The following is a 24079-nucleotide window of genomic DNA, read 5'->3' on the forward strand; positions in this document are numbered from 1 at the left end:
AGCGGCCTGGAGATACGCACATCTGCCCGGCAAGTCCGATGATCACGACGAGTCGTGCGGGCATGACTTAGTACGGGTGTACTAATATGTCGCCATGACCGGCTCGGCGACGATCCTGCACGCGGATCTCGACTCGTTCTACGCCTCCGTGGAGCAGCGGGACGAGCCGCGGCTGCGCGGCCGCCCGGTCATCGTCGGGGCCGGTGTGGTGCTGGCGGCAAGCTACGAGGCCAAGGCGTTCGGCGTGCGCACCGCGATGGGCGTGCGGGCCGCCCTCGCCCGTTGCCCGAGGGCGATCGTGGTGCCACCGCGCATGGCGGCGTACACCGAGGCCAGCAGGGCCGTGTTCGAAGTCTTCGACGACACCACGCCGATCGTCGAGGCGCTCTCCATCGACGAGGCGTTCCTGGACGTGGCCGGGCTGCACCGGATCGCTGGCACGCCGGTGGCGATCGCGGACCGGCTGCGCCACGACGTGCTCGACCGGGTCGGCTTACCGATCACCGTGGGCGTGGCTCGCACGAAGTTTCTGGCCAAGGTGGCCAGCCGGGTCGCCAAGCCCGACGGCCTGCTCGCCGTCGAACCCGCCGACGAGTTGGCCTTCCTGCACCGGCTGCCGGTCGAGGTGCTGTGGGGCGTCGGCGCGGTCACCTCCGCGAAACTGCACCAGCGCGGTATCCGCACCGTCGGGCAGGTCGCCCGGCTCGGTGAGGCCGCGCTGGTGTCGATGCTCGGCCAGGGCGCGGGCCGCCACCTGCATGCCCTGGCCCACAACCGCGACCCGCGACCCGTCGTCACCGGCCGCCGCCGCGCGTCGATGGGAGCCCAGCGCGCCCTCGGCCGCGGCCCGCACACGGTCGAGTTCCTGGAGGCCGCGCTCGCCGGGCTGGTGGAGCGGGTCACCCGCCGCATGCGCGGCGCGCAACGTCCCGGCCGCACCGTCGTGCTGCGGCTGCGGTTCGCCGACTACACCCGGGCGACCCGCTCGTCGACCATGCCGAAGGCGACGTCGCAGACCCAGGCCGTGCTCGACACCGCCCGAGCCCTGCTCGCGACCGCTGCGCCGCTGGTCGCCGAGCGCGGCCTGACACTGATCGGCGTGTCGGTCGGCAACCTGGACCGCACCGGCCATATCCAGCCCGAGCTGCCCTTCGACGACCTCCCGCGCGACGCGCTGGACACCGCCGTCGACGCGGTGCGCCGCCGCTTCGGCACGACGTCCCTGCAACGCGGCACGCTGCTCGGCACCGACACCGGCCTGGTCATGCCGATGCTGCCCGACTGAGCCGCCCTACAGGACCGCGGTGTCGCCCAGCGGGATGCGGGTGTAGCCGATCCGCTCCTCGCCGCCCAGCCAGGCGTCGAACTGCCGCAGCCCGAGTTCGTTGAGCACACCGTCGTGGATCGGGAACGTGCGGCGCGGCCGCACCGCGTGGGCGAACCGGATCGCGTCGCCGATCTTCAGCCACGGCCCGGCTGCCGGGATCAGCAGCGTCTCGACCGGCTCGGACGGCACGAACAGCGAGTCGCCGGGGTGGTAGACGCCGTCGACGACGAAGCCGACGTTGGCGCAGCCGGGCAGGCCGTCGATGATCTCGGCATGCTCGCCGCCGACCGCCCGCACCGTGAACCCGGCCGCGGTGAAGACCTCGCCGGGGGAGACCGCCTGGACGCCGTCGCCCAGCTCAGCCGCCAGCCCGGGATGGGTGTGCACGGTCAGCTCCGGGTTGCGCTCGCGGGCCGCCCGGAGCAGGTCGAGGTCGACGTGGTCGGCGTGCTCGTGGGTGACGAGGACCGCGGCGACGCCGTCGAACGACACCGGCTCCGAGTAGACACCCGGGTCGATCACCAGGGCGCGGTCGCCGTCGTCGATGCGTACACAGGCGTGGCCGTATTTGGTCAGGCGCATCGTCAGAACCCCCGTTCGCCTGCGAGCGCAGCACGCAGAACTGGTTTGCCTCCGGGCCGGCGAGCACGGCCGACCCGTGCTGGACGCGTTGCGGTGGTTGGCGGCCATCGTAACGCCGAGATCCGAGGTCCGCTCGACTCCGGTGGCGCGGCGCGGGCGGGCCACACGAGTGGACGCTGGGCGACTGAGGGCCGCCCGTCATCCCGGCCGCAGTCATACGCCGTTCGGTGGGGGTGCCGTGACAGGTTCGAGCAGCGCGGCGGTCGACTGTCGGTCGAAGTGCCTGGCCCAGTCGAGCGGAGTCGCGTCGAAGCGCCGGTCGCGGAGGTCGGGGTCAGCCCCCAGGTCCAGCAGCCGGCGGGTGAGCTCGACGTTCCCGTTCACCGCGCCGTGGTGCAGGGCCGTCTCCCAGGCCTCTTCGACCGGGGCATCGCCGCGCCCGTAGGCGTTCACGTCGAAGCCGAGCTCAGCGAGCAACGTGACCGTCTCGACGGGCGCGCGGGCCGCGGCCCAGACGATGAGCCCGGGGCGGCTGCGGCGGGCTTGGGCCACGGCGTCGGGATACGCGGCGCGGACCCGGTCCAGGGTGGACCGGTCGGCGCGGAACGCCGCGGCGATCAGCTCGCGTACCGGGTCGGGGCCGAGCGACGCGCCCCTCGCGAGGAGGTAGTCGGCGATCTCGGTGTCGCCGTGGACCTGGGCCAGCTCGACCGGCGTCCGGCCGTCGCCGGGACTCCACGAGGGCCCGTCCCCCTCGAACGGCGAGCGGAAGTCGACGCCGTGCTCGACCAGCAGCCGCACCCGGGCGGGCTGGTGGTGCTCGACCGCCCAGCGCAGCTGGATGCGCAGCAGCTGCGCGGGCGTGCCCAGGTCCGGGATCCGTTTCTTCCACCGGCCGCCGTCGCCGGTGCCGAGCCCGTACTCGAACAGCAGCTCCAGGTGCGAGTCGTCGGGCTCGAACATCCGGTTGTACAGGGTCTGCGCATCGTTGGGGTCGGCGCCCGCGTCGAGCAGCAGCCGGCCCAACGTCTGCCAATGCGGGTGGCGGGGCTGGCGCCGCCGGCCCAACTCGCCGTGGCCGAACACCCCCGTCAGCAAAGTGAAGGGGGACGGTAGGGCGTCGAAGAGGTAGCCCTCGTCGGCGTCGGCGCCGGCGTCGAGCAGCCGTCGGGCGACTGCCAGCACACGCTCGGCCGGCACGGCTGGGTCGAATCGCGAGTAGACGAGGTAGTACAGGGGCCGCCACCGGAACGGGCCGCCCCGCTCGACTACCCGCTTCGGCTGCTCGGTGAGCAGCCGGTCGACGTGGTCCGGGCGGGCAGCCGCGGCGGCGGCCCAGATGTTGCCCGTGGTCAGATCGGGATGCTGAGCCAGAAGCCGCCGGGCCTGCGCCCAGCGCTCCGGCCCGTCCTCGCGGCTGTACGTCAGGCAGGCGAGGCGGCAGAACTCCTCCGCCGGGTCGCTCGCCGGTGCCGCACCGAGCGCGGTGTCCCAGCCGTGATCGGCCACGGTGTGCAGGTATCGCGCAAGCCGAGGCCAGCTGGAGAACCCGTATTCGCGGGCTACGACGAACTGCGCCGCGCTGAGCTGCAAGCCGCCGGCGTCGCCGGGCGCGCCACCCGGATGGTGGCGGGCCAGCCGCGCGACGGCATCGGGGTCGCCGGCCCGAACGGCCCGCTGCAGGGCACGGGCCTGCCGGCGGAAGCTTTCGAGGTGCGGACGGTCGGGCATGTCCAGGATCGGCACCATGGCCTCCTCTCGTCTGCCTGATGTCCGCTTGGTCAGGTCGAAAGGAGAGCACTCGTGACACATGACGCACACCAGGTGGGCTGTGCCCATTCCCGCGGACCGGTGGCTTCCTGGCAGCCGCCGCGATTATAGCCAGATCGCGGGTCGCGAGTCCCGGTTCGTGGGCGGGCCGATCGGCCCGCCCACCGGCGCGGTCAGTCGATGGCGTGGGCCACCACTGGCCACGGGCGGGGCCTCAGAACGGGACGCCCGTGTCTGTGGCCCAGGGGTCGTCGGTGGTGCTGTGTCTGGCGGTGGTGCCGTGGTTGTCGGTGCGGCGGGCGCCCAGCAGTTGCAGCGGCACCAGTTCGGTGTTCAGGAAGCGGAATGTCCCGAACCGCTCCCGGATCTCGGGGCCGTAGACCGACAGGATCCAGCGCCAGTACGGGGTCAGCGTGATCTGGGCGCCCTGGGAAATGGCGGTTCCTCGGGCGATGAAGTCCCGGGTCAGGCTCTCGGTGGCGGCCGTGTCCGTGGGGGCGGCCGGGTCCAGTGGCTCCAGCAGCCGCCGGTAGTAGCGGGCCCAGTCATTGTCGCGGGTGTTCCAGCCCGCCTCGGCGGGGCCCTGCGGCGCGGCGACTCGATCGCGGCGGCGAACCGCCTCGGCGAACTGCCCGGCCATGATGTACGGGTTGCGCAGTCCCAGCCCGCCGGCGGTGACCGGCCAGTACAGCCAGGCCTCCGGGATCGCCTGCGGTGGGGCTTGCCGGTCGGCGCCCGCGCGGGTGCCGACCAGGGCGATGACGTCCTCGCACAGGGCGGCGGCGATCCCCTGGCCGGGGCCGGCGTAGTCGTCGACGAACCGGACCAGCGCGGCATTGGCCTCGGCGCGGTGGTTGTCGCCCAGATCGGCTCCCAGCGCGACGCCTCGGGCCAGGTGGGTCAGGTCCGCGTTGATGATGTCGACCTTCGACAGCACCGCCTCGGCGGCCATGACGCTGTCGCGGCTCTGGGCCAGGTGCTGCTGGAAGCTCGCTTCGTGCACCGACCACTCTCCCTGCTGGTCGAGGGTGAGCATGCCCCACCGGGGCAGTGGCCCCGCCGCGGCCGCCGGGAGTTCGCCGCCGATGCAGACCACTCCGAACTTGTCGTCGTTGAGCGTCAGCCCGCAGGTCTGGAAGAACGCGGTGACGTGTTGCCGGGCTGAGACTGCGGCGTCGGGATCGGGGGTGAGTAGGCAGATGTCGTCGACCACCCGGATGACGCGGACCGCGGTGCGCTGTTGGACGTAGGCTTCCAGGCAGCGTCCGATCAGCTCGGCCAGCAGCGCCGAGAGCCGGTAGCCCATGGGCACGCCCCGGGTGGCGGACCGGGCCTCGCCGGTGTCGCCGAGGTCGGCGGTGGAGCCGTCGGTCGCCGCCAGGGGCATGGCCAGGAACCTGGCAACCAGCTCCAGTTCCGGCTGGCGGATCCCGAGGTTGCCCAGAACGGTCAGCACGAGGTCGTGGGGGATGCTGGAGTAGTAGTCACGCAGATCCAGTTTCACCAGGCACAGCGGCCGGTCGGGGAATGCGGCCCGGGCCAGCTTGATCTCGGCGTTGACCAGTGCCACCACCGGGAAGTGCATGTCGTCCTTCTGCTGGTACGGGTCGACCGTGGTGACCTCGTGGAGTTCGTCCAGGCGGATGCGTCGCTGGGCCAGGACCGAATTCAAGTAGGGATCGTCTTGGATGAACTCGAAGCCGGCGCGCGCCTGAGGGTCCCGCGCGGTGCCGAGATCCGCGATCGAGACGATCGGTTCCGGGTCCGGTTGCCGGGCCGCGGACCCCGTGAACTGCTGCTGCTCGCCGTCGGTGACGGTGTTGGGGATGTTGAGCGCCCACAGGCGCTCCAACCGGTGGTCCGCCGCCTGTCTCTGTCGCCAATCGCCGAAGACGTCGGACAGTTCCTGCCCCCAACGGCGGGCGAGCACGTCGAGCAGACAGGTGGTGGCAAGATCCTGATCGGTGTAGAGCCGCCACTTGTTCCTGGTCCATACGGCGCGGGTGACCACGCCGCCGGCCGGCCACTGCAGGGCGTCCGGGCCGGTTCCCAGCAGGGTGAGGACGTCGGCGAGTTCAGCGGAGAGCGTGTGGTCCTGGATCAGGCGGCGCGCCTCGGCCCGCAGCCGAGCGGGTTGATACTGGTCATCGGCGATGACGCCGAGGGCCTTGCGCAGTGAACTGGCGCGTGTCGCCACGATGCGGTCCTTTGCCGGGCCGACCCGGGAGACCCCGGCCAGCAGGTTCTCGATGAGGCCGCGATGGTCGTTCGGACGGGGTGGCGTCAGAACATGCTCGCGCAGCTCGTGCAGTTGCCGCGTGGGTGGTATCCGCTGAGGGCTGTCGCCACTGGTTGCCCACTGCTCGAGGAGGACTCCGAACCGGAAGACGAACTCCGAACGCAGGCGCCCTGCCGTCAGCTCGTCGACCAGCCGACTGGACCAGCGCTCGACCAGGTCGGCGGAGATGGCCCTGCCGGGAAGGGTGTCATTGGCCAGAACGCCGAGATCGGCCAGTTCGGGATGGACCTTTCCGCCCGCGAAGGTGAGGTCGGCCAACCCGCGATAGAGGTGTCGTAACCGCTGGTAGGGATCGGTCGCGGCCTCGGCCTGGAGGGTGAGCCGGTCGTAGGCCTCGCGCAGCTGGCTGTGCTGTGCCCGCAGCTCTCGGAGCTTGACTGCGGTGACGAACTGGGTGGTCGAATCCGAACGCATGGTCGCAGACCGTAGTGTCGGGGTCGGACAAAACACGGACCCGGCGCGGTTCGCATGATCATCCGGTCTGGACGGGCCAGCGACGGTGAGATCCCCATCGCGACGCCGCTACGGGATCGCGGGGATCGGCCGGACAGGTTGTCGTCGTGGCACACCGATCCGCACCGACCTCTCGCGCTCGAACGCGCCGACCGCATCGGCGGGTGTTCGCGTTCAGTGCGGTCAGGCTGGTGGATCGTCTCGGTACAGCTCCGATTTCACGCCTCCGCGGCCCCAGCGCGTCGCCGTGAGTTCCGGCCGTGGGCGGATGGGTCTGGGCACCCAACCCCACTCCCTGGTGTCCGGCGCGGCGTCGTCCCAGTCCGCGATCGACGCGAACGGATCATCGGCGGGCTCGGCCGCGACGGCCCAGGTCTCCCGGGTCACCATGGCGGGACGCTCAGCGCGTTTCCGCAACCCGTGCACCGGAAGCTCTCCATCGCCGGAGTATGCCCCACCGACCGGACCAGGGCACCCGAGATTCGCGGCGAAGACCGTCCTCGTCAAAGGGGTTCGGTCGGGGCCGCGTACGTGCGGGCCAGTTCTTGGACGGTGGCGGCGATGCGCCGGCGCAGCGAGACCGGTTCCAGCACCTCGACCTGCGTGCCCAGGCGCAGGAACTGCATCTCGGCGTGGCGGTCGGTCTCGATCGGCACGCGGGCCAGGATCCAGCCGTCGGGTTGGCGCTCACCGGCCGCGGCGGCATCGGCGACCGCCCGCCCCATCAGGTGCGGCAGCAGCTCCAGCGCGGCGGGGGACAGACGCACCAGTGCTTCGCCCTGCACCAGCCGGGCGCGGAAATCGGTGATGTGCTCGTGCCAGTGCGCCGCCAGGTCGAACCCTTCCGGCCAGGTGAACTCCGCGGGCAACACGGTCAGCTCGCGGAGCTGGCTGACCCGGAAGGTGCGCAGGCCGCGGGCGGCGCGGGCCACCAGGTACCACTTGCCCGCCTTGAGGACGAGGCCGTACGGCTCCAGCCGGTGCTCGGCGCGTCCGGTCCAGTTCTCGTAGGTGACGGCCAGGGCACGCTGGTGCCATACGGCGTCGGCGAGGGCGGCGAGGTGTTCGGAGCTGTCGCCGTCGGAGTACCAGCCGGGGGTGTCGAGGTGGAAGCGCTGCCGCATGCGGGCGCTGCGCTCGCGTAGCGCGTCCGGGAGCGCGGCGGCGAGCTTGAGCTGCGCGGCGGCCACCGCCTCGGCCAGGCCGAGGTCCGCGGCGACCCCGGGAAGCTCCGCGAACACGAGGCCGCGCGCCTCGGCGGGAGTCAGCCCGGTGAGCTGGGTGCGGTAGCCGTCGACCAGCCCGTAGCCGGTCGTGTCGCCGTAGACCGGGATGCCGGCGGTGCCCAGCGCCTGCATGTCGCGGTAGATGGTGCGGACCGACACCTCCAGCTCGGCGGCGAGCTGGTGCGCGGTCTGCCGGCCGCGGCTCTGCAGCAGCAGGACGATGGAGAGCAGCCGGTCGGCGCGCATGCCCGAGATTCTGCCGCCGAGCACTGACAGAACATGTCAGGGGTACGCCCCTAGCGTCCCTGGCATGACGAACACTGATTTCGACTTCCTCGCCGGCTCCTGGGACACCGTCCAGCGGCGACTGGTCAAGGCGCTCGCGGGCTGCGACGAGTGGTACGAGTTCGACGCGACCCTCGACTGCCAGGTGCTGCTGGACGGCACCGGCGTCTTCGACGTGCTGCGCGCGCCGGAACGCGGCTTCGAGGGCCTCACGCTGCGCCTGTTCAGCCCCGACGAGCAGGTGTGGCGCATCTGGTGGGCGTCGAAGAACAGCGCCGGCCTGCTCGACGAGCCGGTGGTCGGCCGCTTCGACGGCCCCGACGGGACGTTCGAGTGCGACGACGTCTGGGAGGGCACCCCGATCCGGGTCCGCTACCGCTGGTCGAAGACCGATCCCGCGCACCCCCGGTGGGAGCAGTCCTTCTCCACCGACAACGGCACGACCTGGGAGGTCAACTGGACGGCCGACTTCACCCGCCGCGCCTGAGCCGGACGGCTCCGGGTAGTGATCGCCGTTTCCGGTCGAAACCTGTGGTCCGACCCCACATTCTGACCGGAAACGGCGATCATGCCGGTCAGGCGCGCAGGGTCGCGGTCACCTCGCGGAGGTAGGCGAGCCCGGAAGTGGCCAGCTCGTCCTGGGTGGGGGCGAGCGGCCGCCAGATCGCGGCGGCGACCGCGATGGCCTCGTTCTCGCCGGTGAAGGACTCGATGCAGATCGGGCCGCGGTATCCGGTGCCGGCCAGCGCGCCGAGCCAGCGCGGCCAGTCGAGGTGGTCGCGCCCCGGCGCGCCCCGGTCGCTGCCCGACACCTGCACGTGCACGATACGCGGCCCGGCCAGGGCGACCGCCGCGTACGGGTCGGACTCCTCGATGTTCATGTGGTAGCTGTCGAGCATGATCCCGACGTTGCCGGGCAGCCCGTCGATCGCTTCCAGGGTCTGCGCCATGGTGTTGACGACCGAGGTCTCGTACCGGTTCAGCGCCTCGATGCCGATCGCGACCCCGCGCTCGCCCGCGTAATCGGCGACGGGCTCCAAGGCGGACCGCAGCTGCCGGTAGCAGTCGACGCGCTCGTCGGCCGACATGCGCCAGAGGCGGCCGACCGCCGCGTAGACAGGACCGCACACGCTGGGCGCGCCGAGGACGGCGGCGGCGTCGACCAGCCCGCGCAGGTAGTCCTGCGAGCCGCGTGCCGACGCGGCGTCGGTGCAGACCAGGTCCCGGCCCGGCGGGGTGACCGCGAGCACCGCCGCGGCGGCCAGGCCGTGTCCGGCGAGCAGGTCGCCGACCAGTTCGGGAGACCAGTCGCCGGGGTTCTCCACGGGGATCTCGATCGCGTCGAAGCCCCAGGCCGCGATGCGGGGCACGAGCTCGCGCAGGGCGTCGTCGTCCACGGGTGAGGTCCAGATCCACGGGTTGGCGCCGATGGCGAACACAAGACACCTCTTTCACGGTGGAAGGCGGCCGCCCTGGGAGGAGGGCGGCCGCCGTGGTGGTGCGGGGAGTTACTTGCCGCCCCAGTCCTTGGGGTAGCCGGGCAGGGTGGCGCAGCCGCACATGGCGTAGTGCAGCGGCGGCATGTCGGCCTGGACGTACTGGCCCAGGTTGTCCTGGGTGATCGTCGGCTGGGGCAGCTTCCAGGGGCTGGCCACGGCCTCGCCGTTGAGGATCTTCAGGGCCGCGATGACCGGCGTGCGCCACTGGTACGTGGGGTAGGTCGGGGCGATCGCGGTGAGCTTCTTGTCCTGCCACATCTTGAGGAAGTCCTGCTGGTCCTCGCCGACGATGGCCGGGAACGGCTTGCCCGCGTCCTCGAACGCCTCGGCGGCGGCGACGGCGGTCGCGCCGGCGTCCATCCAGATGCCGTCGATGTCGCCGAAGCGCTGCAGGTAGTTCGTCACGATGGTCTTGGTCTTGGCCGCGTCACCGTCGGTGAACTCGACGCCGACGACGTCCAGGTCGGACTTGTCGAAGACGACCTTCGCCGCGCCCCAGCGGGCTTCGAGCACGTCGACGCCGGGCAGGATGCGCAGCGCGAGGATCTTGCCCTTCGGCTTGACCTTCTCGACGAGGAACTCCGCGCCGGTCGCACCGAACGCGTACCCGCCGATGGGGTTGATGAAGGTGACCGGGCACTTGGTGTTGACGCCGCGGTCGAACACGATGACCGGCACCTTCGCGCAGGCCTGCTCGACGGCCGGGGTCAGCGTCGCGGTGGTGTTCGGGGAGACGATGAGCGCGTCGCAGCCCTTGCCGAGCAGGTCGGTCATGTCAGAGATCTGCTTGTCGTCCTTGCTCTCCGCGTCGGCCACGGTGAACGTCTTGATCTCCGGGTGCAGCTTGACCTCGGCCTGCATGTTCTTGAAGCCGACCTGCCGCCACGGGTTGCCGACACCGGCGTTGGAGAAGCACAGGTGGTACGGGCCGGCCTTCTTGTACTTGGCGGTGTCCACGGTCTTCGGGTCCAGCGCCTGCTCCCACGGCTTGTCCGCGGGACCGGTGGCGGTCTTGGTCCGCAGCGCCAGCTCGTTGTCGTGGTCTGCCTGGACGAAGAACTTCGACGTCTCGCCCGTGCCGGCGCCGCTGGGCCCGGCGCTGGGCGACGCGCCGGGCACGTCGCTGGTGCAGCCGACCACGCCCACCGCCACTGCGGTGCACACGGCCAGCAGGATAGGGGTGCGTCTCCTCATGGGTTGTTCCTCTCGGTAGCGGTTCAGGGCGGTTCAGGTGCGGCGGCGCAGCGTGCCGACGGCGACGGCGGCGAGGATGATCAGGCCCTGCACGGCGGAGCTGAGCGCCCCGGAGACGCCGAGCAGGTTGAGCAGGGTGAGCAGGGTCTGCAGGGTGAGCGCGCCGAGCATGGCCCCGGCGACCGAGCCGCGCCCGCCGCCGAGCACCACCCCGCCGAGCACGACCGCGGTGATCGCGGTGAACTCCAGGCCCTGCCCGACCTGGAAGGACACCCCGCCGAAGCCGCCGAGCAGGATCGCCGCGACGGCCGCGCAGACCCCGCTGACCGCGAACGCGATGGTGCGCATCCGGGCCGTGCGGGCGCCGGCGAGCCGGGCCGCGCGCGGGTTGTCGCCGACGGCGAGCAGCACCTTGCCGAAGTCCGAGCGCATCGCCAGCACGGCGAGCACCGCGACCCCGGCCAGGACCAGCACCGCGTACGGCAGCTGGCCCAGCACCGGCACGCCGTCGATGCCGCGGCGGCCGAACATCCGGAACTCCTCCGACAGCGCCCCGCGCGGCGAACCGCCGGTCCAGGTGTAGACCGCGCCGACGAGCACCAGGTACATGCCGAGGGTGGTGATGAACGACGGCACCTGCAGCAGCGTGGTGACCACGCCGTTGACCAGGCCGATCAGCAGGCCGAAGCCGAGCAGCAGCGCGATCACCGGCCAGGTCGCGGCCGGGTCGCCGTCGATGAGCCGGGCGGCGATCACGACTTCGGCAGTGACCAGCGAGCCCACGGACAGGTCGAAGTCGCCCGCGACGATGACGAAGTACTGCCCGGCGGCCAGGATGATCAGCGGGGCGGCGCGTTTGAGGAACGCCAGCAGCACGGGCGGGTCGTAGAAGTCGGGCTGGCGGAGGCCGACCGCGACCAGCAGCAATACCAGGATGATCAGCACGGGCCGGATGCTGCCCGCACCCCAGCCGCTGCGCCCGCCGCCGCCCAGCCCGGACTTCACGGCCGCGGCCGGTGTAGCCACTTCAGTGCTCATGCCACGGCCGCCTTCCGCCGGTCGGAGGTGCGGCGCAGGCGCAGGGCGTACACCGCGACCGCGGCGACGATGACCACGCCGCGCACCATCTGCTTGAAGAAGGAGTCCACTTCGAGCTGGTTGAACACGCCGTCGATGACGGCCAGCAGCAGCACCCCGCCGACGGTGCCGGTGACCCCGCCGCGGCCCCCGGCCAGCACGGTGCCGCCGAGCACGACCGCGGCGATGGACTCCAGGTCGTAGCCGCCTTCCGCGCCGACCCGGGGCGCGCCCGCGCCCAGCCGGCTGGCCAGGTAGAGCCCGGCGATCCCGGCGCACAGCGAGCAGATGACGTGGGTGCGGATCAGGACCCGGTCGGTGCGCACCCCGGACAGCCGGGCCACGTCGAGGTCGCCGCCGGTCGCGATGAGGTGGTGGCCGTAGCGGGTGCTGCGCAGGGTGAACCAGACCGCGGCGGCGACCGCGGCGAACAGCAGGAACGACAGCGGCACCGGGCCGAGGCGGTCGTAGCCCAGGTGCTGGAACGAGGTCGGCACGCTGCCCGCCGGTCCGGCGTACCCCTGCTCCAGGTAGCCCTTGATGAGCAGGCCGACGCCGAGCGTCGCGATGAACGCGTTGATCCGCAGTTTCGTGATCAGCAGCCCGTTGACCAGCCCGATCCCGGCCGACACGGCGAGCACGGCGAGGATCGCGGGCAGCACCATGCCGTCGGAGCCGGCCATCGTCTCGGCGGCGACCAGCGAGGTCAGGCTGATCACGTACGCCACGGACAGGTCGAGCGAGCCGGCGAGGATGGCGATGGTCTGCCCGACCGCGACGATGCCCAGGCCGGCCGCCCGCTGTAGCAGGCTGATCGTGCTCGACTCGCTGAACAGCGAGCCGCCGTCGAGGGCGACCAGCGTGCCACCGACGATCAGCGCCACGGCCAGCGCCGCCCACACCCCGTTGGTCGCGTCGAGCTGCGGCAGCCGCAGCCGGGAGCGCAGCTCGCTCATGCCCTCTCCTCGCCGGTGGCACCGGTGGCCAGGCCCATCACGGCCTCCTCGCTCGCTCCGGCGGGCAGTTCGCCGGCGATCGCGCCGTCGCGCATGACGACGATGCGGTCGCTCATGCCGATCAGCTCGGGCAGCTCTGACGAGATCATCAGTACCGCCGCGCCGTCGTCGGCGAGCCTGCGGATCAGGTCGTGGATCGCGGCCTTCGCGCCGACGTCGATGCCGCGGGTGGGCTCGTCGAACAGCAGCACCCGCGGTGTCATCGCCAGCCAGCGGGCCAGGATCACCTTCTGCTGGTTGCCGCCGGACAGGTAGCGGATCTCCTGGCCGGTCCCGGCGGCGTGCACCTCGACCGCGTCGAGCAGCTCGCGCACGGTGGTGGCGCGGGCGGTGCGGGCGAACCAGCGCGGCCGCACGGCGTGCTGGGCGAGCAGGGCGTTGTCGAGCACCGACTGGCTGAGCGCGAGCCCTTCGGCCTTGCGGTCCTCGGTCACGTACGCGATTCCGGCCCGCACCGCCTGGCGTGGCGAGCGCACCCGCACCGGCACCCCGTCGAGCAGCAGCTGCCCGGTGCGGAAGCCGTCCACGCCGAAGACGGCGCGGGCCAGCGCGGAGCGGCCGGAGCCCTGCAGCCCGCCGACGCCGAGCACCTCGCCGGAGCGCAGTTCGAGGTCGACCGGGCGCAGCCGGCCGTTGCCCGCGGCGGACAGCTGCAGCCGGGCCGCGCCGGCGCTGCCGGGGGCGGCGCGCTCGGGGTAGTAGTGCGACAGCTCGCGGCCGACCATGTGCCGGACCAGGGTGTCCGCGGTGGCCTCGGCGGTGTCGAGGGTCGTGACGCGGCGGCCGTCCTTGAGCACGGTGATGCGGCCGGACAGGTCGAAGACCTCGGTGAGCCGGTGCGAGACGTACAGGATGCCGATGCCGCGCTGCTGCAGCCGCCGGACCAGCGCGTACAGCAGCTCGACCTCGTGGTCGGCCAGCGCGGCGGTGGGCTCGTCCATGATGAGCACCCGCGCGTCCAGCGCGAGCGCCTTGACGATCTCGACGACCTGCTGCTGGGCGACGCTGAGCCGGCCGACCTTCGCCTGCGGCACGATCGCGGTCTCGCCGATGCCCGCCAGCAGTTCGGCGGTGCGGGCCTGCATCGCGCGGCGGTCCACCAGCCCGCGGCGCATGGGCTCGCGGCCGAGGAAGACGTTCTCGGCGACGGTGCGCTCCGGGAGCAGGTTGAACTCCTGGTGGATGATGCCGATCCCGGCGGCCTGCGCGGCGCGGGGGTCGGGCAGCGTCACCGCCCGCCCGGACAGCTCCAGCGTGCCGGCGTCGGGCTGGTACACGCCGCTGGCGATCTTCATCAGGGTGGACTTGCCGGCGCCGTTCTCGCCGACCAGCGCGTGCACCTGTCCGGGGTGGAGGTCGAGGTCGACGTCGTCGAGCACGCGTACCCCGAAGAACGCCTTGCCGACGCCGCGCATCCGCAGCAGGGGAGTGTCGCTGTCTGGCTGCACCGCACCTCCTCGATCGTTTCGGGTTGAGGCACTTTCGTTGGCAGGGCAACAACTTTTGCTGTACTGATCGGAAGTCTTGGCGTCGGACGTTAAACGTTGACGCTCGATCTAGCAAGCCCGCAATGAGCCGGAAATGGTCACGGTTCTGCATTGATGTATCTAGCAGGGAAGATGTGAGCGCTCACGCGACTTTTTCTGTGCCGGACCGTAGTTTCGCCTAGCAGGCAACGAACTTTCCGTGGTTCTTCTAAAACTGGCATCGCCAGGATATTGACGTGGTCCTCTGGCTCAGGCCATGCTCGGCTTCGCGCTCCCGTTAACGAAACCGACACATGTCGATGCCGAATCCCTGTCCGGCATGGGAGTGCTGCACGGTCATGTGTCGCGGCGGACGCATGACAGACCCGACCGTCCTTTTAGGGGTAGAAGGAGACGGCATGAGCCGCCGCAGACCTGTCCTTGGCGCGTTCCTCGCGCTGGCCACCGCAATAGCCGTCAGCGTGGTGCCCACGGGCGCCGCCACGGCCGCACCGGCATTCCGCGCGCTGGTGTTCAGCGAGACCGCCGGCTACCGGCACGGATCCATCGCCGCCGGTGTCACCATGTTCAACCAGCTGGCCGCGGCCAACAACTTCGAGGTGGTGTTCAGCGAGGACTCCAGCGTCCTGAACACCTCCAACCTCAACACGTTCGACGTGCTGGTCATGTTCCAGACCTCCGGCATGGTCTTCGACAACGACTCCCAGCGCACCGCCACGCAGAACTTCCTGCGCAGCGGCAAGGGCATCGTGGCCATCCACAACGCCACCGACATGGGCATCGAGTCGGCCTTCCCGTGGTGGGACGCCACCATCAACGGCGGCGCGCACATGCCCGAGCACTCGCCGGGCTCGCTGCAGGGCTACGCGCGGGTGGCCGACAAGGTGCACCCGTCCACGGTCGGCCTGCCGGACAACTGGCAGCGCACCGAGGAGTGGTACAACTTCGACGTCAACGCCCGCGGCCAGGTGCACGTGCTGGTGACGGCCGACGAGCGCACGTACAACCCGGGCGGCGCGGCGATGGGGCCTGACCACCCGATCTCCTGGTGTCGCGAGGCCGAGGGCGGCAAGGTGTGGGCCACCGCCATGGGCCACGACGACGCGTCGTACAGCGAGACCAACTTCCGCAACCACGTCCTCGGCGGCGTGCGCTACGCGGCCGGCAATGCGGCCGGCGACTGCGGCGGCACGGTGTGGAGCAACTTCGAGAAGGTCACCCTCGACTCCAACACCGTCGACCCGATGGCGATGGACGTCGCCCCCGACGGCCGGGTGTTCTACGTGCAGCGCGGCGGCAAGGTCAACGTCTTCAAGCCCGCTCAGCAGCAGACGGTGCAGGCAGCGCAGCTGTCGGTGTACACCGGCGGTGAGGACGGCCTGGTCGGCATGGTCCTCGACCCGAACTTCGCCAGCAACGGATGGATCTACCTCTACTACTCGCCCGCGTCGAGTTCGACCGACGTCAACCGGCTGTCCCGGTTCACGGTCAGCGGCGACACGGTCAACCTGAGCAGCGAGCAGGTGCTGCTGAACGTGCCCGCCTACCGGGACCGGACCTTCAGCGAACCGGGCCACACCGGCGGCTACCTCGCCTTCGGGCCCGGCGGCAACCTGTTCCTGTCGACCGGTGACGACACCCCGCCGAACCTCGATCCGGCCTGGCAGGGCTACGCCCCGCTCGACTGGCGGTCCGGCAAGAGCTTCCTGGACGCGGCCCGCAGCGCGGGCAACACCAACGACCTGCGGGGCAAGCTGCTGCGCATCCACCCGGAGAGCAACGGCACCTACACGATCCCCAGCGGCAACCTGTTCGCCCCGGGCACCTCGCTAACCAAGCCCGAGATCTACGCGATGGGCTTCCGCAACCCGTTCCGGTTCGAGGTCGACATGCAGACCGGCTGGGTGAACCTGGCCGACTACGGCCCCGACCGGGGCGGCGCGACCACCAACCGCGGCCCGGAGGGCCTGGTCGAGCTGAACGTGATCAAGCAGGCGGGCAACTTCGGCTGGCCGTTCTGCCACGGCAACAACCAGGCGTACGCGCCGTACAACCCGGACACCGGGGTCGTCGGGTCGAAGTTCAACTGCAGCGCCCCGGTCAACGACTCGCCGAACAACACCGGCCTGCGCAACCTCCCGGCGCTGGTCCAGCCCCAGATCTGGTACGGCTACGGCGTCTCGTCGACGTTCCCGGAGATGGGTGAGGGCGGCTCGGCGCCGATGGGCGGCCCGGTCTACCGCTACAACGCCTCCAGCACCTCGGCGACGAAGTTCCCGGCGTACTACAACGGCGTGCACTTCTTCTACGAGTGGTCCCGCAACTACATCAAGGAGATCCACTTCGACTCCTCGGGCAACCTGGTGAAGATCAACCCCTTCCTGCCGGGCGGCGGCTTCATCAAGCCGATGGCGATGCGCTTCGGCCCCGACGGCTCGCTGTACGTGCTCGAATGGGGATCGGAGTTCGGCGGCGGCAACAACGACTCCGGGCTCTACCGCATCGACTACGTGCACGGCGGGCGCGCCCCGGTCGCCAAGGCCACGGCCACCCCGACCAACGGTCTGGCCACGCTGAACGTGTCGTTCTCCAGCGCCGGCTCGTACGACCCGGACGCCGGGGACACCATCTCCTACGCCTGGGACTTCGACAGCAACGGCAGCACCGACTCCACCGCCGCGAACCCGACCCGGGCGTACACCAGCAACGGCAACTACACGGCGAAGCTGACCGTCACCGACAACACCGGCCGGTCCTCGTTCGTCAACATCCCGATCACGGTCGGCAACAACGCCCCGGTCGTCACGATCACCTCACCGCCCAACGGCGGCATGCTCGACTTCGGGCAGAACGTCGCCTACAGCCTCAGCGTCACCGACGCGCAGGACGGCACCATCAACTGCTCGCAGGTGTTCACCAATCCGGCCCTCGGCCATGACGACCATGCTCACCCGACCACCGACCTGTCCGGCTGCTCCGGCACCGTCAACACCGGCAACCTCGGCGGCCACCCCGACGGGGCCAATCTGTTCTACCTGCTCAACTCCCGCTACCAGGACAACGGCAACGGCTCGGTGGCGCGGCTGACCGGGTACGCCAACGTGGTGCTGCAGCCCAAGCACAAGCAGGCGGAGTACTTCACCAGCCAGTCCGGCATCCGGGTGATCGCGCAGTCCGGGGCGGAGAGCGGCAACCGGATCGGCGACATCAGCAACAACGACTGGATCATGTTCAACCCGATGAGCGTGCAGGGCATCACCAGCGTCAGCTACCGGGTCTCCTCGCCCAGCGGCGGCGGCAGCATCGAGCTGCGCGCCGACTCCCCGACGGGCACCCTGCTGGCGACCAACACGGTCGCGGCCACCGGCGGCTGGGACACCTACGTCCAGCAGGCGTCCGCGACCGTGGCATCGCTGTCCGGCACGCACCAGCTGTACATGGTGTTCAAGTCGAGCGCGAACAACGGCTTCGACGTCGACTCGTTCACGTTCGCCGGGGCCGGGGTGGGCACCACCCCGACCGGGGGCATCGCGGGCAAGACGTACACGCTGACGGCCCAGCACAGCAGCAAGCTGGCCGATGTCAGCGGCGTGTCCACGGCGGACAACGCGACGGTGGTGCAGTGGCCCGCCACCGGCGGCAACAACCAGAAGTGGCAGGCCGTGGACGCGGGCGGCGGCTACGTCTACCTCAAGGCGGTGCACAGCGGCAAGTGCCTGGCCGCGTCCGGCGGCTCGACCGCCGACGGGGCGGCCATGGTCCAACTGACCTGCACCACGAACAACAACATGAAGTGGCAGGCGGTGCCCACCTCGACCACCGGGGTGTACCAGCTCAAGGCCGTGCACAGCGGCAAGTGCCTGGACGTCAACGGCGCGTCCACCGCCGACAACGCCGCAATCATCCAGTGGACCTGCCACACGGCCACCAACCAGCAGTGGCGGCTGACCCAGGTATGAGACCCGCCGGCCTGGTCACACCTGGGTGACCGGGCCGGCGTCAGCGGCGGGCGGGACGGATGCCGTCCCGCCCGCCGCGGTTGCACCTCAGGGCGCCGGGTCGGCGCTCACCACGACCGCCTCCGGGGCGGGCGGGGGCTGGTAGTGGGTCAGGTGTCGTAGGGCGGTGTTCAGGACCGCGACCAGCGGGACCGCCACCAGCGCGCCGATGATCCCGGCGACGGCGACCCCGGCGGCCAGCGCCACGATCACCGCCAGCGGATGGATGGAGACCGCCCGGCCCATGATCAGCGGTTGCAGCACGTGCCCCTCGACCTGCTGCACCACGATCACCGCCGCGAGCACGATCAGCGCCGTCAGCGGCCCCTCGTCGACCAGGGCGACGAGCACCGCCACCGCCCCGGAGACCGTCGCCCCGACGATCGGGATGAACGAAGCCAGGAACACCAGCGCCGCCAGCAGGAACGCGAACTCGACCCGCAGCAGCACCAGGGCCAGCCCGATGCCCACCGCGTCGATGAACGCCACGATCACGGTGGCGCGTACGTACGCGACCAGGGTCAGCCACCCGGCGTCGCCCGCCTCCAGTACGCGCCGGCGCGCCCGGCGCGGCAGCGCGATCATCGACAGGTGCCACAGCCGCCGCCCGTCCCGCAGGAAGAAGAACGTCACGACGATGATGAGCATCGCCGTGATCAGCACCTCGAACCCCATGCCCGCCGTGGCGAACAGGCCGCTGGTCAGGTTCTGCCGGTTGTCGGTGACCCAGGCGCCCGCCGCGTCGAACGTGCCGTCGAGCTGGCGGGTGGACAGGTGCAGCGGGCCGGTGCGCAGCCACTCGCGGACCTGCTGCAGGCCTGCGGCGGCGTTCTCGGCCAGACCCGGCATGCCGTCGATGAGCTGCGTGACCAGCAGGGTGAAGAAGCCCACCGTCAGCAGCACCCCGCCGAACACGACGATCGCGGTGGCCAGCGAGGCGGGCAGCCGCAGCCGCTCGTGAAGCAGCCGCACCATCGGCGCGAGCAGTGCCGCCAGCAGCAGCGCGATGGCCAGTGGCACCAGCACCTGGGCGAGCCGCCCCGCCAGCGACAGCAGCACCCAGCCCACCCCGGCCAGCACGAGCAGCCGCCAGCCCCACGCGGCGCAGACCCGCAGCCAGTACGGGACGGCGATGTCGGCCTCCTGGTGCGGCTCGTCGCCCGTGTCGTCCTCGGTGTCCAGCGGCAGCAGCAGCGGGGGAGTGCGGGCCGACTCCAGCCGCTGCCGGGCTGCGCGCAGTCCGGCCCGCCACCGGGCTGCTTCGATCGGCGGTGGGGCCGCGGTGACGGCGGTTTCGGGCAGCGGCATGGCGGGCCTCCGGGGGCGGTGAGGAAGGCCGGCGGCCCGCCCTGCGCCGGGGCAGGGCGAGACCGGCTGAGCCTCCGGGTACCCGGAGCCGGGGGCGGCAAACGGCTGCCCACAGTCCGGTTGTTTCCGTTACTGGCTGTTATCTGTCGCACATCCCGGGTACCGTCGTGGCCAGGTGCCCCGGACCTCGGAGTATCGCCCCCGACTGTTGATCCACTTGGAGCCCGCGTTGTCCGCTGCATCCGCGAACCGTCCCGACCGGCCCAACCCGCCGGCCACGCTGGTCTTCAGCGCACCGGAGGAGCCCCGGACGGACATCCGTGACACGGCCGCTCCGCGCCCGGTCGTCGTCGACCCCTTCGCCCCGCCGGTGGCCGGCAGCGCGAACGCCGGAGCCTGATCCATCCCCGCCCGCCGTGGCGGCGGCGCGAGGTGTCGTCAGCGGTCGGCGGTGTGCACCGGTTTGCGCCAGACCGAGACGTGGCTCTCGCTGTCGGAGGTGAACGGGGCCCCGTGCCAGTCCGCCAGGCGCTGTTCGAACTCCAGCCCGGCCAGCCGTGCCATCAGGTCGCACTCGGCCGGCCAGATGTAGCGGAAGTTGCTCGCGCCGTAGCGGGTGCTGCCGTCGTCGAGCCGCCGGTAGTGGTGCGACGTGCCCTGCTGGGTGACCATGTCGTACGTGTCGAAGCCGACGTGCCGGTCGGTCACCGCGAACGGCACCGCCGACTGGCCCGGGGGCATCCGCCGGATGCCCGGGATCCACAGCTCGATCACGAACCGGCCGCCCGGCGCCAGGTGCCGGGCGGCGTTGCGGAAGCATTCCACCTGCTCGTCCTGGGTACGGACGTTGCCGATGCTGTTCCACACCACGTACACCAGCGAGAACTCGCCGGGCACCGTGGTGGTGGCCATGTCGCCGACGGCGACCGGCAACTCCTGCTCGGAAACCTTGCGCCGCAACTGGTCCACCATCGGCTGCGACAGCTCGATCCCGCTGACCCGCACACCACGGGCGGCGAGCGGCACCGCCACCCGACCGGTGCCGATCGCGAACTCCAGCGCTGGACCGGACCCGGCCAGCCGGGCGAGGAAGTCCACCGCCGGATCGAGCACGTCGGGTGCGAACATCTCGGCGGAGGTGTCGTCATACCGCGCCGCGGTGGCTTCGTCCCAAAGATCACTACTCGTCATGGGCACGAGCCTGCCCACCTCGACACGCTCGTGCCAGCCATTTTCGCCGCACCCGGGCGGGTGCCGGGCCGTCCGGACCTCGATCGGGGCGGCGCGCACGCCGTCGCCGGCGTACGCGCCGCCCCGGGGGCTCAGTGCAGGATGTTGACGTTCAGTTCGCGCTCGGCGGTACGGATGCCCTGGTAGACGGTGTCGCAGTCGTCCTCGACGCCACCGGCGAGGATGCCGTACGCGACGTGGCTGGCGAACATCGGCGCGCCGCTGTCGCCGGGCTTGCTGCAGTTGGAGGTGCGGCCCAGGTTGCGCATGGACAGCCCGCCGAGGTTGGCGGTGAGGCCGAGTTCGGTGACGTGACCGCAGTTGGTCATCCGGGTGGCCATGCCGGTGGTGCAGATGCGCATGCCGAGCAGGCTCATCTTGTCCTCGGCGATGTGGTACGTCGTGTTCTGGTTGGTCTGCGGGCTGTAGGTGATCAGCACCCAGGGCCGCGGGTCCCAGCCGGTCGCCACCGACGTGTCGCTGATCCGGATGATCGCCATGTCCCCGATGTACGTGTCGAAGATCCAGCGGTGCACCGGCCCGATGGCCTTGACGGTGAGCGCGGCGTTCTTGCTGCTCCAGGTGCCGAGGTTGTCCATGGCGCAGTGGCCGGCGGTGACGATGTACTTCTTGCTGTCGACCTTGCTCTGCGCGACGAACCCGGCGGTGCACGACGTGTCCGGGTGGTTGATCTTCACACCGCCGCGCAGTGGCGCGTCGCAGTACGGCGAGTCGCAGCCGAGGAAGGGGCGATAGCCGTCCGACGTCGAGGCCAGGACCACCCCGTCGCCCAACCGGGTCTGCGCCGCCTTCACCAAGGCCTCCTGCGCGGCCGTCAGCCCGCCCTTGCGGGGGACGCCGAGCTGCACCGCGTTCAGATCGGGGCGCAGGCCGGCGCTCAGGAACACGGTCGCGTCGCGGTTGACCCGGATGACCTCCTCGCCCAGCCAGTCGTTGTCGTCGGCCAGGCGTGTCGCCGAGCGCTTCACGGATACCAGGTCGTAGCCGCCGGTCAGGCCCACCGCCTGCGCCGCGGCCTTGACGGCGGCCCGCGCGGGCTCGTCGACCTGGCCGGTGACGCCGACCTTGACCCGGTCGCCGTCGCGCACGTCGATCCATACCGCGCCGTACCGTGCGCCGAGGTCGGTCTGCAGCCGTTCGTCGAGGTCCGGAGCCACCAGCTGCCAGGCCATGCGTTCGCGGGCCTCGGCCTCGGAGATGCCGCGCTCCTTGGCGAATCCGGCCGCCTCCTCGGCGAACCAGTCGACGCCGGCGGGACTCGCGTCGGCCGTGGGCCGCGCGGCGGCGGATCCGGGCGGCAGCAGCGCCACGGCCAGGCCGAGCGCGCATACGCTGAGGGCGGCCTGCTTCCATCGCACCATTCGTGTACTCCTCGGGCAGGGGAAATCGAGCCCTCACCATGTCCGGGCCGGAGACCACGTGCCATCGCACGTCGTGCTTGCGACTGTCGGGCACGCAACAGCGGTGTCAGGCGGTGACGACCAGGCCTTCTCGCTCGTCGTCCCAGGCTGCGGCGCTGATCCGCCAGCCGGCGGAGGTGCGTGCGAACTGCATCGTCTTCATGCCCCGGCCGGTGAAAGGTGTCCCGTCCTGCACCCCGGACTTGGCGTAGGAGCAGAAGTGCTGGGCGATGTCGCCGAAGACCTCGGTGCGTCCGGACAGCTCCCACTCCCGGAAGTCGGTCAGCGTCCCGCCTGCCAGCAGCGCCTGGCGGGGTGCGATGAAGCCGTCGACGTCGTACACGGTCGGCTCGCCGCCGCAGGTCTTCACGATGACCGCGCCGGGCAGGAACAGGCCGCGCAGCGCGTCGAGGCGCGTGGTGCCGTCCGGGCCGGAGATGAAGGCGGCGAAGAACACGCGCACGATCTCCGCGATCGCGGCACGGTCCGCCCGAATTGTTGCAGAGGTGTCGGCGGTCATGGCAGGGACGCTAACTTGTCGTTGCACCACTTGCCGATCCAGAGTCTTGAGGAGTGCCGCTCGTGAACGTGTCCACCGCGGTGTCGCAGGCGGTCGCGGCCGCACCGGATCTGGCGTCGCTCGGCGGCGAACCGCGCCGCGCCATGCTGCACGCGTGCGCGGACGCGCTCGCCGCGGCGGGCGACGAGATCGTCGCGACCGCGCTGGCCGAGACCGGCCTGACCGAGGCCCGGCTGCGCGGTGAGCTGGACCGCACCACCGGCCAGCTGCGGCTGCTCGGCGACCACGCGGCCAAGCCATGGCGGCGGGTGTCGGCCGGGGTCGCCGCCGGCGGTGGTGACGTGGTGACCGTGCCGGTGCCGGTCGGCCCGGTCGCGGTGTTCGCGGCGTCGAACTTCCCGCTCGCGTTCGGCGTGAGCGGCGGCGACACCGCGTCGGCGCTGGCCGCCGGGTGCCCGGTGGTGGTCAAGGCGCATCCGGCGCAGCCGCGCACCGGCGAGCTGCTCGGGCAGATCCTCGCCCGCACCCTGCCCGACGGCGCGTTCTCGCTGGTGGCGGGAGGGCCGGAGGTGTCGCTCGAACTGGTGCGGGCACCCGGGATCCGGGCGGTCGGCTTCACCGGGTCGCTGACCGGCGGCCGGGCGCTGATGGACGCGGCCGCGGCACGACCCGACCCGATTCCGGTGTATGCCGAGATGGGTTCGCTCAACCCGGTGCTGGTGCTGCCTGGCGCGGCCGTCCCGGCGACCGTGTCCGCGCTGGCCGCGGCCGTCACCGGCTCGGCGGGCCAGCTCTGCACCAAACCGGGCCTGGTCGTGACGGGGTCCGCGGCGTTCGCGGAGGAGCTGGCGCAGGCTGTGGCGGCGGTGCCGGTGCACCGGATGCTGACCGAAGGCATGGCGCAGGCGCACGAGAGCTGGCAGGCGTACGCGGCCACGGCGCACCGGGTCGTCGCGGGTACGGGATCGCCCGCGCCGTTCGCGGTGGTCGTGGGCGTGGACGAGCTGGCCGGGGAGTTGCTGGAGGAGCACTTCGGGCCGTCGGTGGTGATCGCCGTCGGCGCGGCCGACGAGGTGCCGTCGCGGCTGGCGGGTTCGCTGACCGCTTCGGTGTTCGGCGGAGACGACGACCGGGAGACGGCCCGTGCGCTGCTGCCGGGCCTGCTGGCGCGGGCCGGGCGCATCGTCTGGAACGGCGTGCCGACCGGTGTCGCGGTCTGCGACGCGATGCAGCACGGCGGCCCGTGGCCCGCGACGTCGGCGTCGTGGTCCACGTCGGTCGGCACCGAGGCGGTCGAACGCTTCCGCCGGCCGGTGGCACTGCAGGGGCTGCCGGCCGACCTGTTGCCGTAGCCGGGTCCACGTGTCGGAACGAAGGAAGGGCACCT

At 71.3% G+C, this 24079-nt stretch carries 18 protein-coding genes; 5 read left to right on the top strand and 13 right to left on the bottom strand.

The window, feature by feature from the left end:
• Positions 1-94 precede the first annotated feature (94 nt).
• Positions 95-1285, top strand: a complete 1191-nt coding sequence (gene dinB / locus AB0B35_RS25775) for a DNA polymerase IV (RefSeq protein ID WP_361049637.1) — start codon at positions 95-97, stop codon at positions 1283-1285.
• A gap of 6 nt (positions 1286-1291) precedes the next feature.
• Here the strand turns inward: dinB and AB0B35_RS25780 are convergent, their stop codons facing one another.
• The 4 genes from AB0B35_RS25780 to AB0B35_RS25795 all read right to left on the bottom strand — a co-directional run bounded on the left by AB0B35_RS25780 (position 1292) and on the right by AB0B35_RS25795 (position 7903).
• Positions 1292-1909, bottom strand: coding sequence for an MBL fold metallo-hydrolase (locus AB0B35_RS25780; RefSeq protein WP_361049639.1), 618 nt, complete (start codon positions 1907-1909; stop codon positions 1292-1294).
• A gap of 213 nt (positions 1910-2122) precedes the next feature.
• Entirely contained in the window at positions 2123-3655 is a 1533-nt protein-coding gene (locus AB0B35_RS25785; RefSeq protein ID WP_361049641.1) for an ankyrin repeat domain-containing protein, read from the bottom strand.
• Positions 3656-3893: 238 nt separating this feature from the next.
• Positions 3894-6392 carry a reverse transcriptase domain-containing protein gene (locus tag AB0B35_RS25790; RefSeq protein ID WP_361049643.1) on the bottom strand — a complete coding sequence of 833 codons (2499 nt, stop codon included), beginning with the start codon at positions 6390-6392 and terminating at the stop codon, positions 3894-3896.
• 542 nt (positions 6393-6934) lie between these two features.
• On the bottom strand, positions 6935-7903 hold the full coding sequence (locus tag AB0B35_RS25795) for a WYL domain-containing protein (RefSeq protein ID WP_361049645.1): 969 nt from the start codon (positions 7901-7903) through the stop codon (positions 6935-6937).
• Positions 7904-7967: 64 nt separating this feature from the next.
• Here AB0B35_RS25795 and AB0B35_RS25800 point away from each other — a divergent pair, with 64 nt between their 5' ends.
• Complete coding sequence (locus AB0B35_RS25800; protein WP_361049646.1) at positions 7968-8429, top strand: hypothetical protein; 462 nt, start codon at positions 7968-7970, stop codon at positions 8427-8429.
• A gap of 88 nt (positions 8430-8517) precedes the next feature.
• On the opposite strand, the gene AB0B35_RS25805 is transcribed toward AB0B35_RS25800, so the two are convergent.
• The 5 genes from AB0B35_RS25805 to AB0B35_RS25825 all read right to left on the bottom strand — a co-directional run bounded on the left by AB0B35_RS25805 (position 8518) and on the right by AB0B35_RS25825 (position 14176).
• Positions 8518-9381 (bottom strand): sugar phosphate isomerase/epimerase family protein, encoded by an 864-nt coding sequence (locus AB0B35_RS25805; protein ID WP_361049648.1) that lies wholly within the window; start codon positions 9379-9381, stop codon positions 8518-8520.
• A 69-nt stretch (positions 9382-9450) separates the two neighbouring features.
• Positions 9451-10635 carry a substrate-binding domain-containing protein gene (locus tag AB0B35_RS25810; protein ID WP_361049650.1) on the bottom strand — a complete coding sequence of 395 codons (1185 nt, stop codon included), beginning with the start codon at positions 10633-10635 and terminating at the stop codon, positions 9451-9453.
• Positions 10636-10668: 33 nt separating this feature from the next.
• Complete coding sequence (locus AB0B35_RS25815; protein WP_361049652.1) at positions 10669-11673, bottom strand: ABC transporter permease; 1005 nt, start codon at positions 11671-11673, stop codon at positions 10669-10671.
• The gene (locus AB0B35_RS25820) at positions 11670-12668 is read right to left on the bottom strand and encodes an ABC transporter permease (RefSeq protein WP_361049654.1); all 999 of its coding nucleotides are present in this window, start codon (positions 12666-12668) and stop codon (positions 11670-11672) included. The genes AB0B35_RS25815 and AB0B35_RS25820 overlap by 4 nt, the downstream gene beginning before the upstream one ends.
• The gene (locus AB0B35_RS25825; protein WP_361049656.1) at positions 12665-14176 is read right to left on the bottom strand and encodes a sugar ABC transporter ATP-binding protein; all 1512 of its coding nucleotides are present in this window, start codon (positions 14174-14176) and stop codon (positions 12665-12667) included. The genes AB0B35_RS25820 and AB0B35_RS25825 overlap by 4 nt, the downstream gene beginning before the upstream one ends.
• Positions 14177-14613: 437 nt before the next feature.
• On the opposite strand from AB0B35_RS25825, the gene AB0B35_RS25830 reads away from it, so the two are divergent.
• Positions 14614-18174, top strand: a complete 3561-nt coding sequence (locus AB0B35_RS25830) for a ThuA domain-containing protein (RefSeq protein ID WP_361049658.1) — start codon at positions 14614-14616, stop codon at positions 18172-18174.
• A gap of 87 nt (positions 18175-18261) precedes the next feature.
• Here AB0B35_RS25830 and AB0B35_RS25835 read toward each other — a convergent pair whose 3' ends face one another.
• Positions 18262-19521: an AI-2E family transporter gene (locus AB0B35_RS25835; RefSeq protein ID WP_361049660.1), complete on the bottom strand. Its 1260-nt coding sequence runs from the start codon at positions 19519-19521 to the stop codon at positions 18262-18264.
• Positions 19522-19750: 229 nt separating this feature from the next.
• On the opposite strand from AB0B35_RS25835, the gene AB0B35_RS25840 reads away from it, so the two are divergent.
• Entirely contained in the window at positions 19751-19921 is a 171-nt protein-coding gene (locus AB0B35_RS25840; protein WP_360534010.1) for a hypothetical protein, read from the top strand.
• Positions 19922-19959: 38 nt separating this feature from the next.
• Here the strand turns inward: AB0B35_RS25840 and AB0B35_RS25845 are convergent, their stop codons facing one another.
• The 3 genes from AB0B35_RS25845 to AB0B35_RS25855 all read right to left on the bottom strand — a co-directional run bounded on the left by AB0B35_RS25845 (position 19960) and on the right by AB0B35_RS25855 (position 22692).
• Complete coding sequence (locus AB0B35_RS25845; RefSeq protein WP_361049662.1) at positions 19960-20712, bottom strand: class I SAM-dependent methyltransferase; 753 nt, start codon at positions 20710-20712, stop codon at positions 19960-19962.
• 131 nt (positions 20713-20843) lie between these two features.
• A complete protein-coding gene (locus tag AB0B35_RS25850; protein WP_361049664.1) occupies positions 20844-22133 on the bottom strand; it encodes a S1 family peptidase in 1290 nt (429 codons plus the stop codon).
• 106 nt (positions 22134-22239) lie between these two features.
• Entirely contained in the window at positions 22240-22692 is a 453-nt protein-coding gene (locus AB0B35_RS25855; RefSeq protein WP_361049666.1) for a DUF4440 domain-containing protein, read from the bottom strand.
• Positions 22693-22754: 62 nt separating this feature from the next.
• On the opposite strand from AB0B35_RS25855, the gene AB0B35_RS25860 reads away from it, so the two are divergent.
• Positions 22755-24044, top strand: coding sequence for an aldehyde dehydrogenase family protein (locus AB0B35_RS25860; RefSeq protein ID WP_361049668.1), 1290 nt, complete (start codon positions 22755-22757; stop codon positions 24042-24044).
• Positions 24045-24079 lie beyond the last annotated feature (35 nt).

Source organism: Catellatospora sp. NPDC049133 (genome assembly GCF_040648455.1).
Classification (GTDB): Bacteria; Actinomycetota; Actinomycetes; order Mycobacteriales; family Micromonosporaceae; genus Catellatospora; species Catellatospora aurea.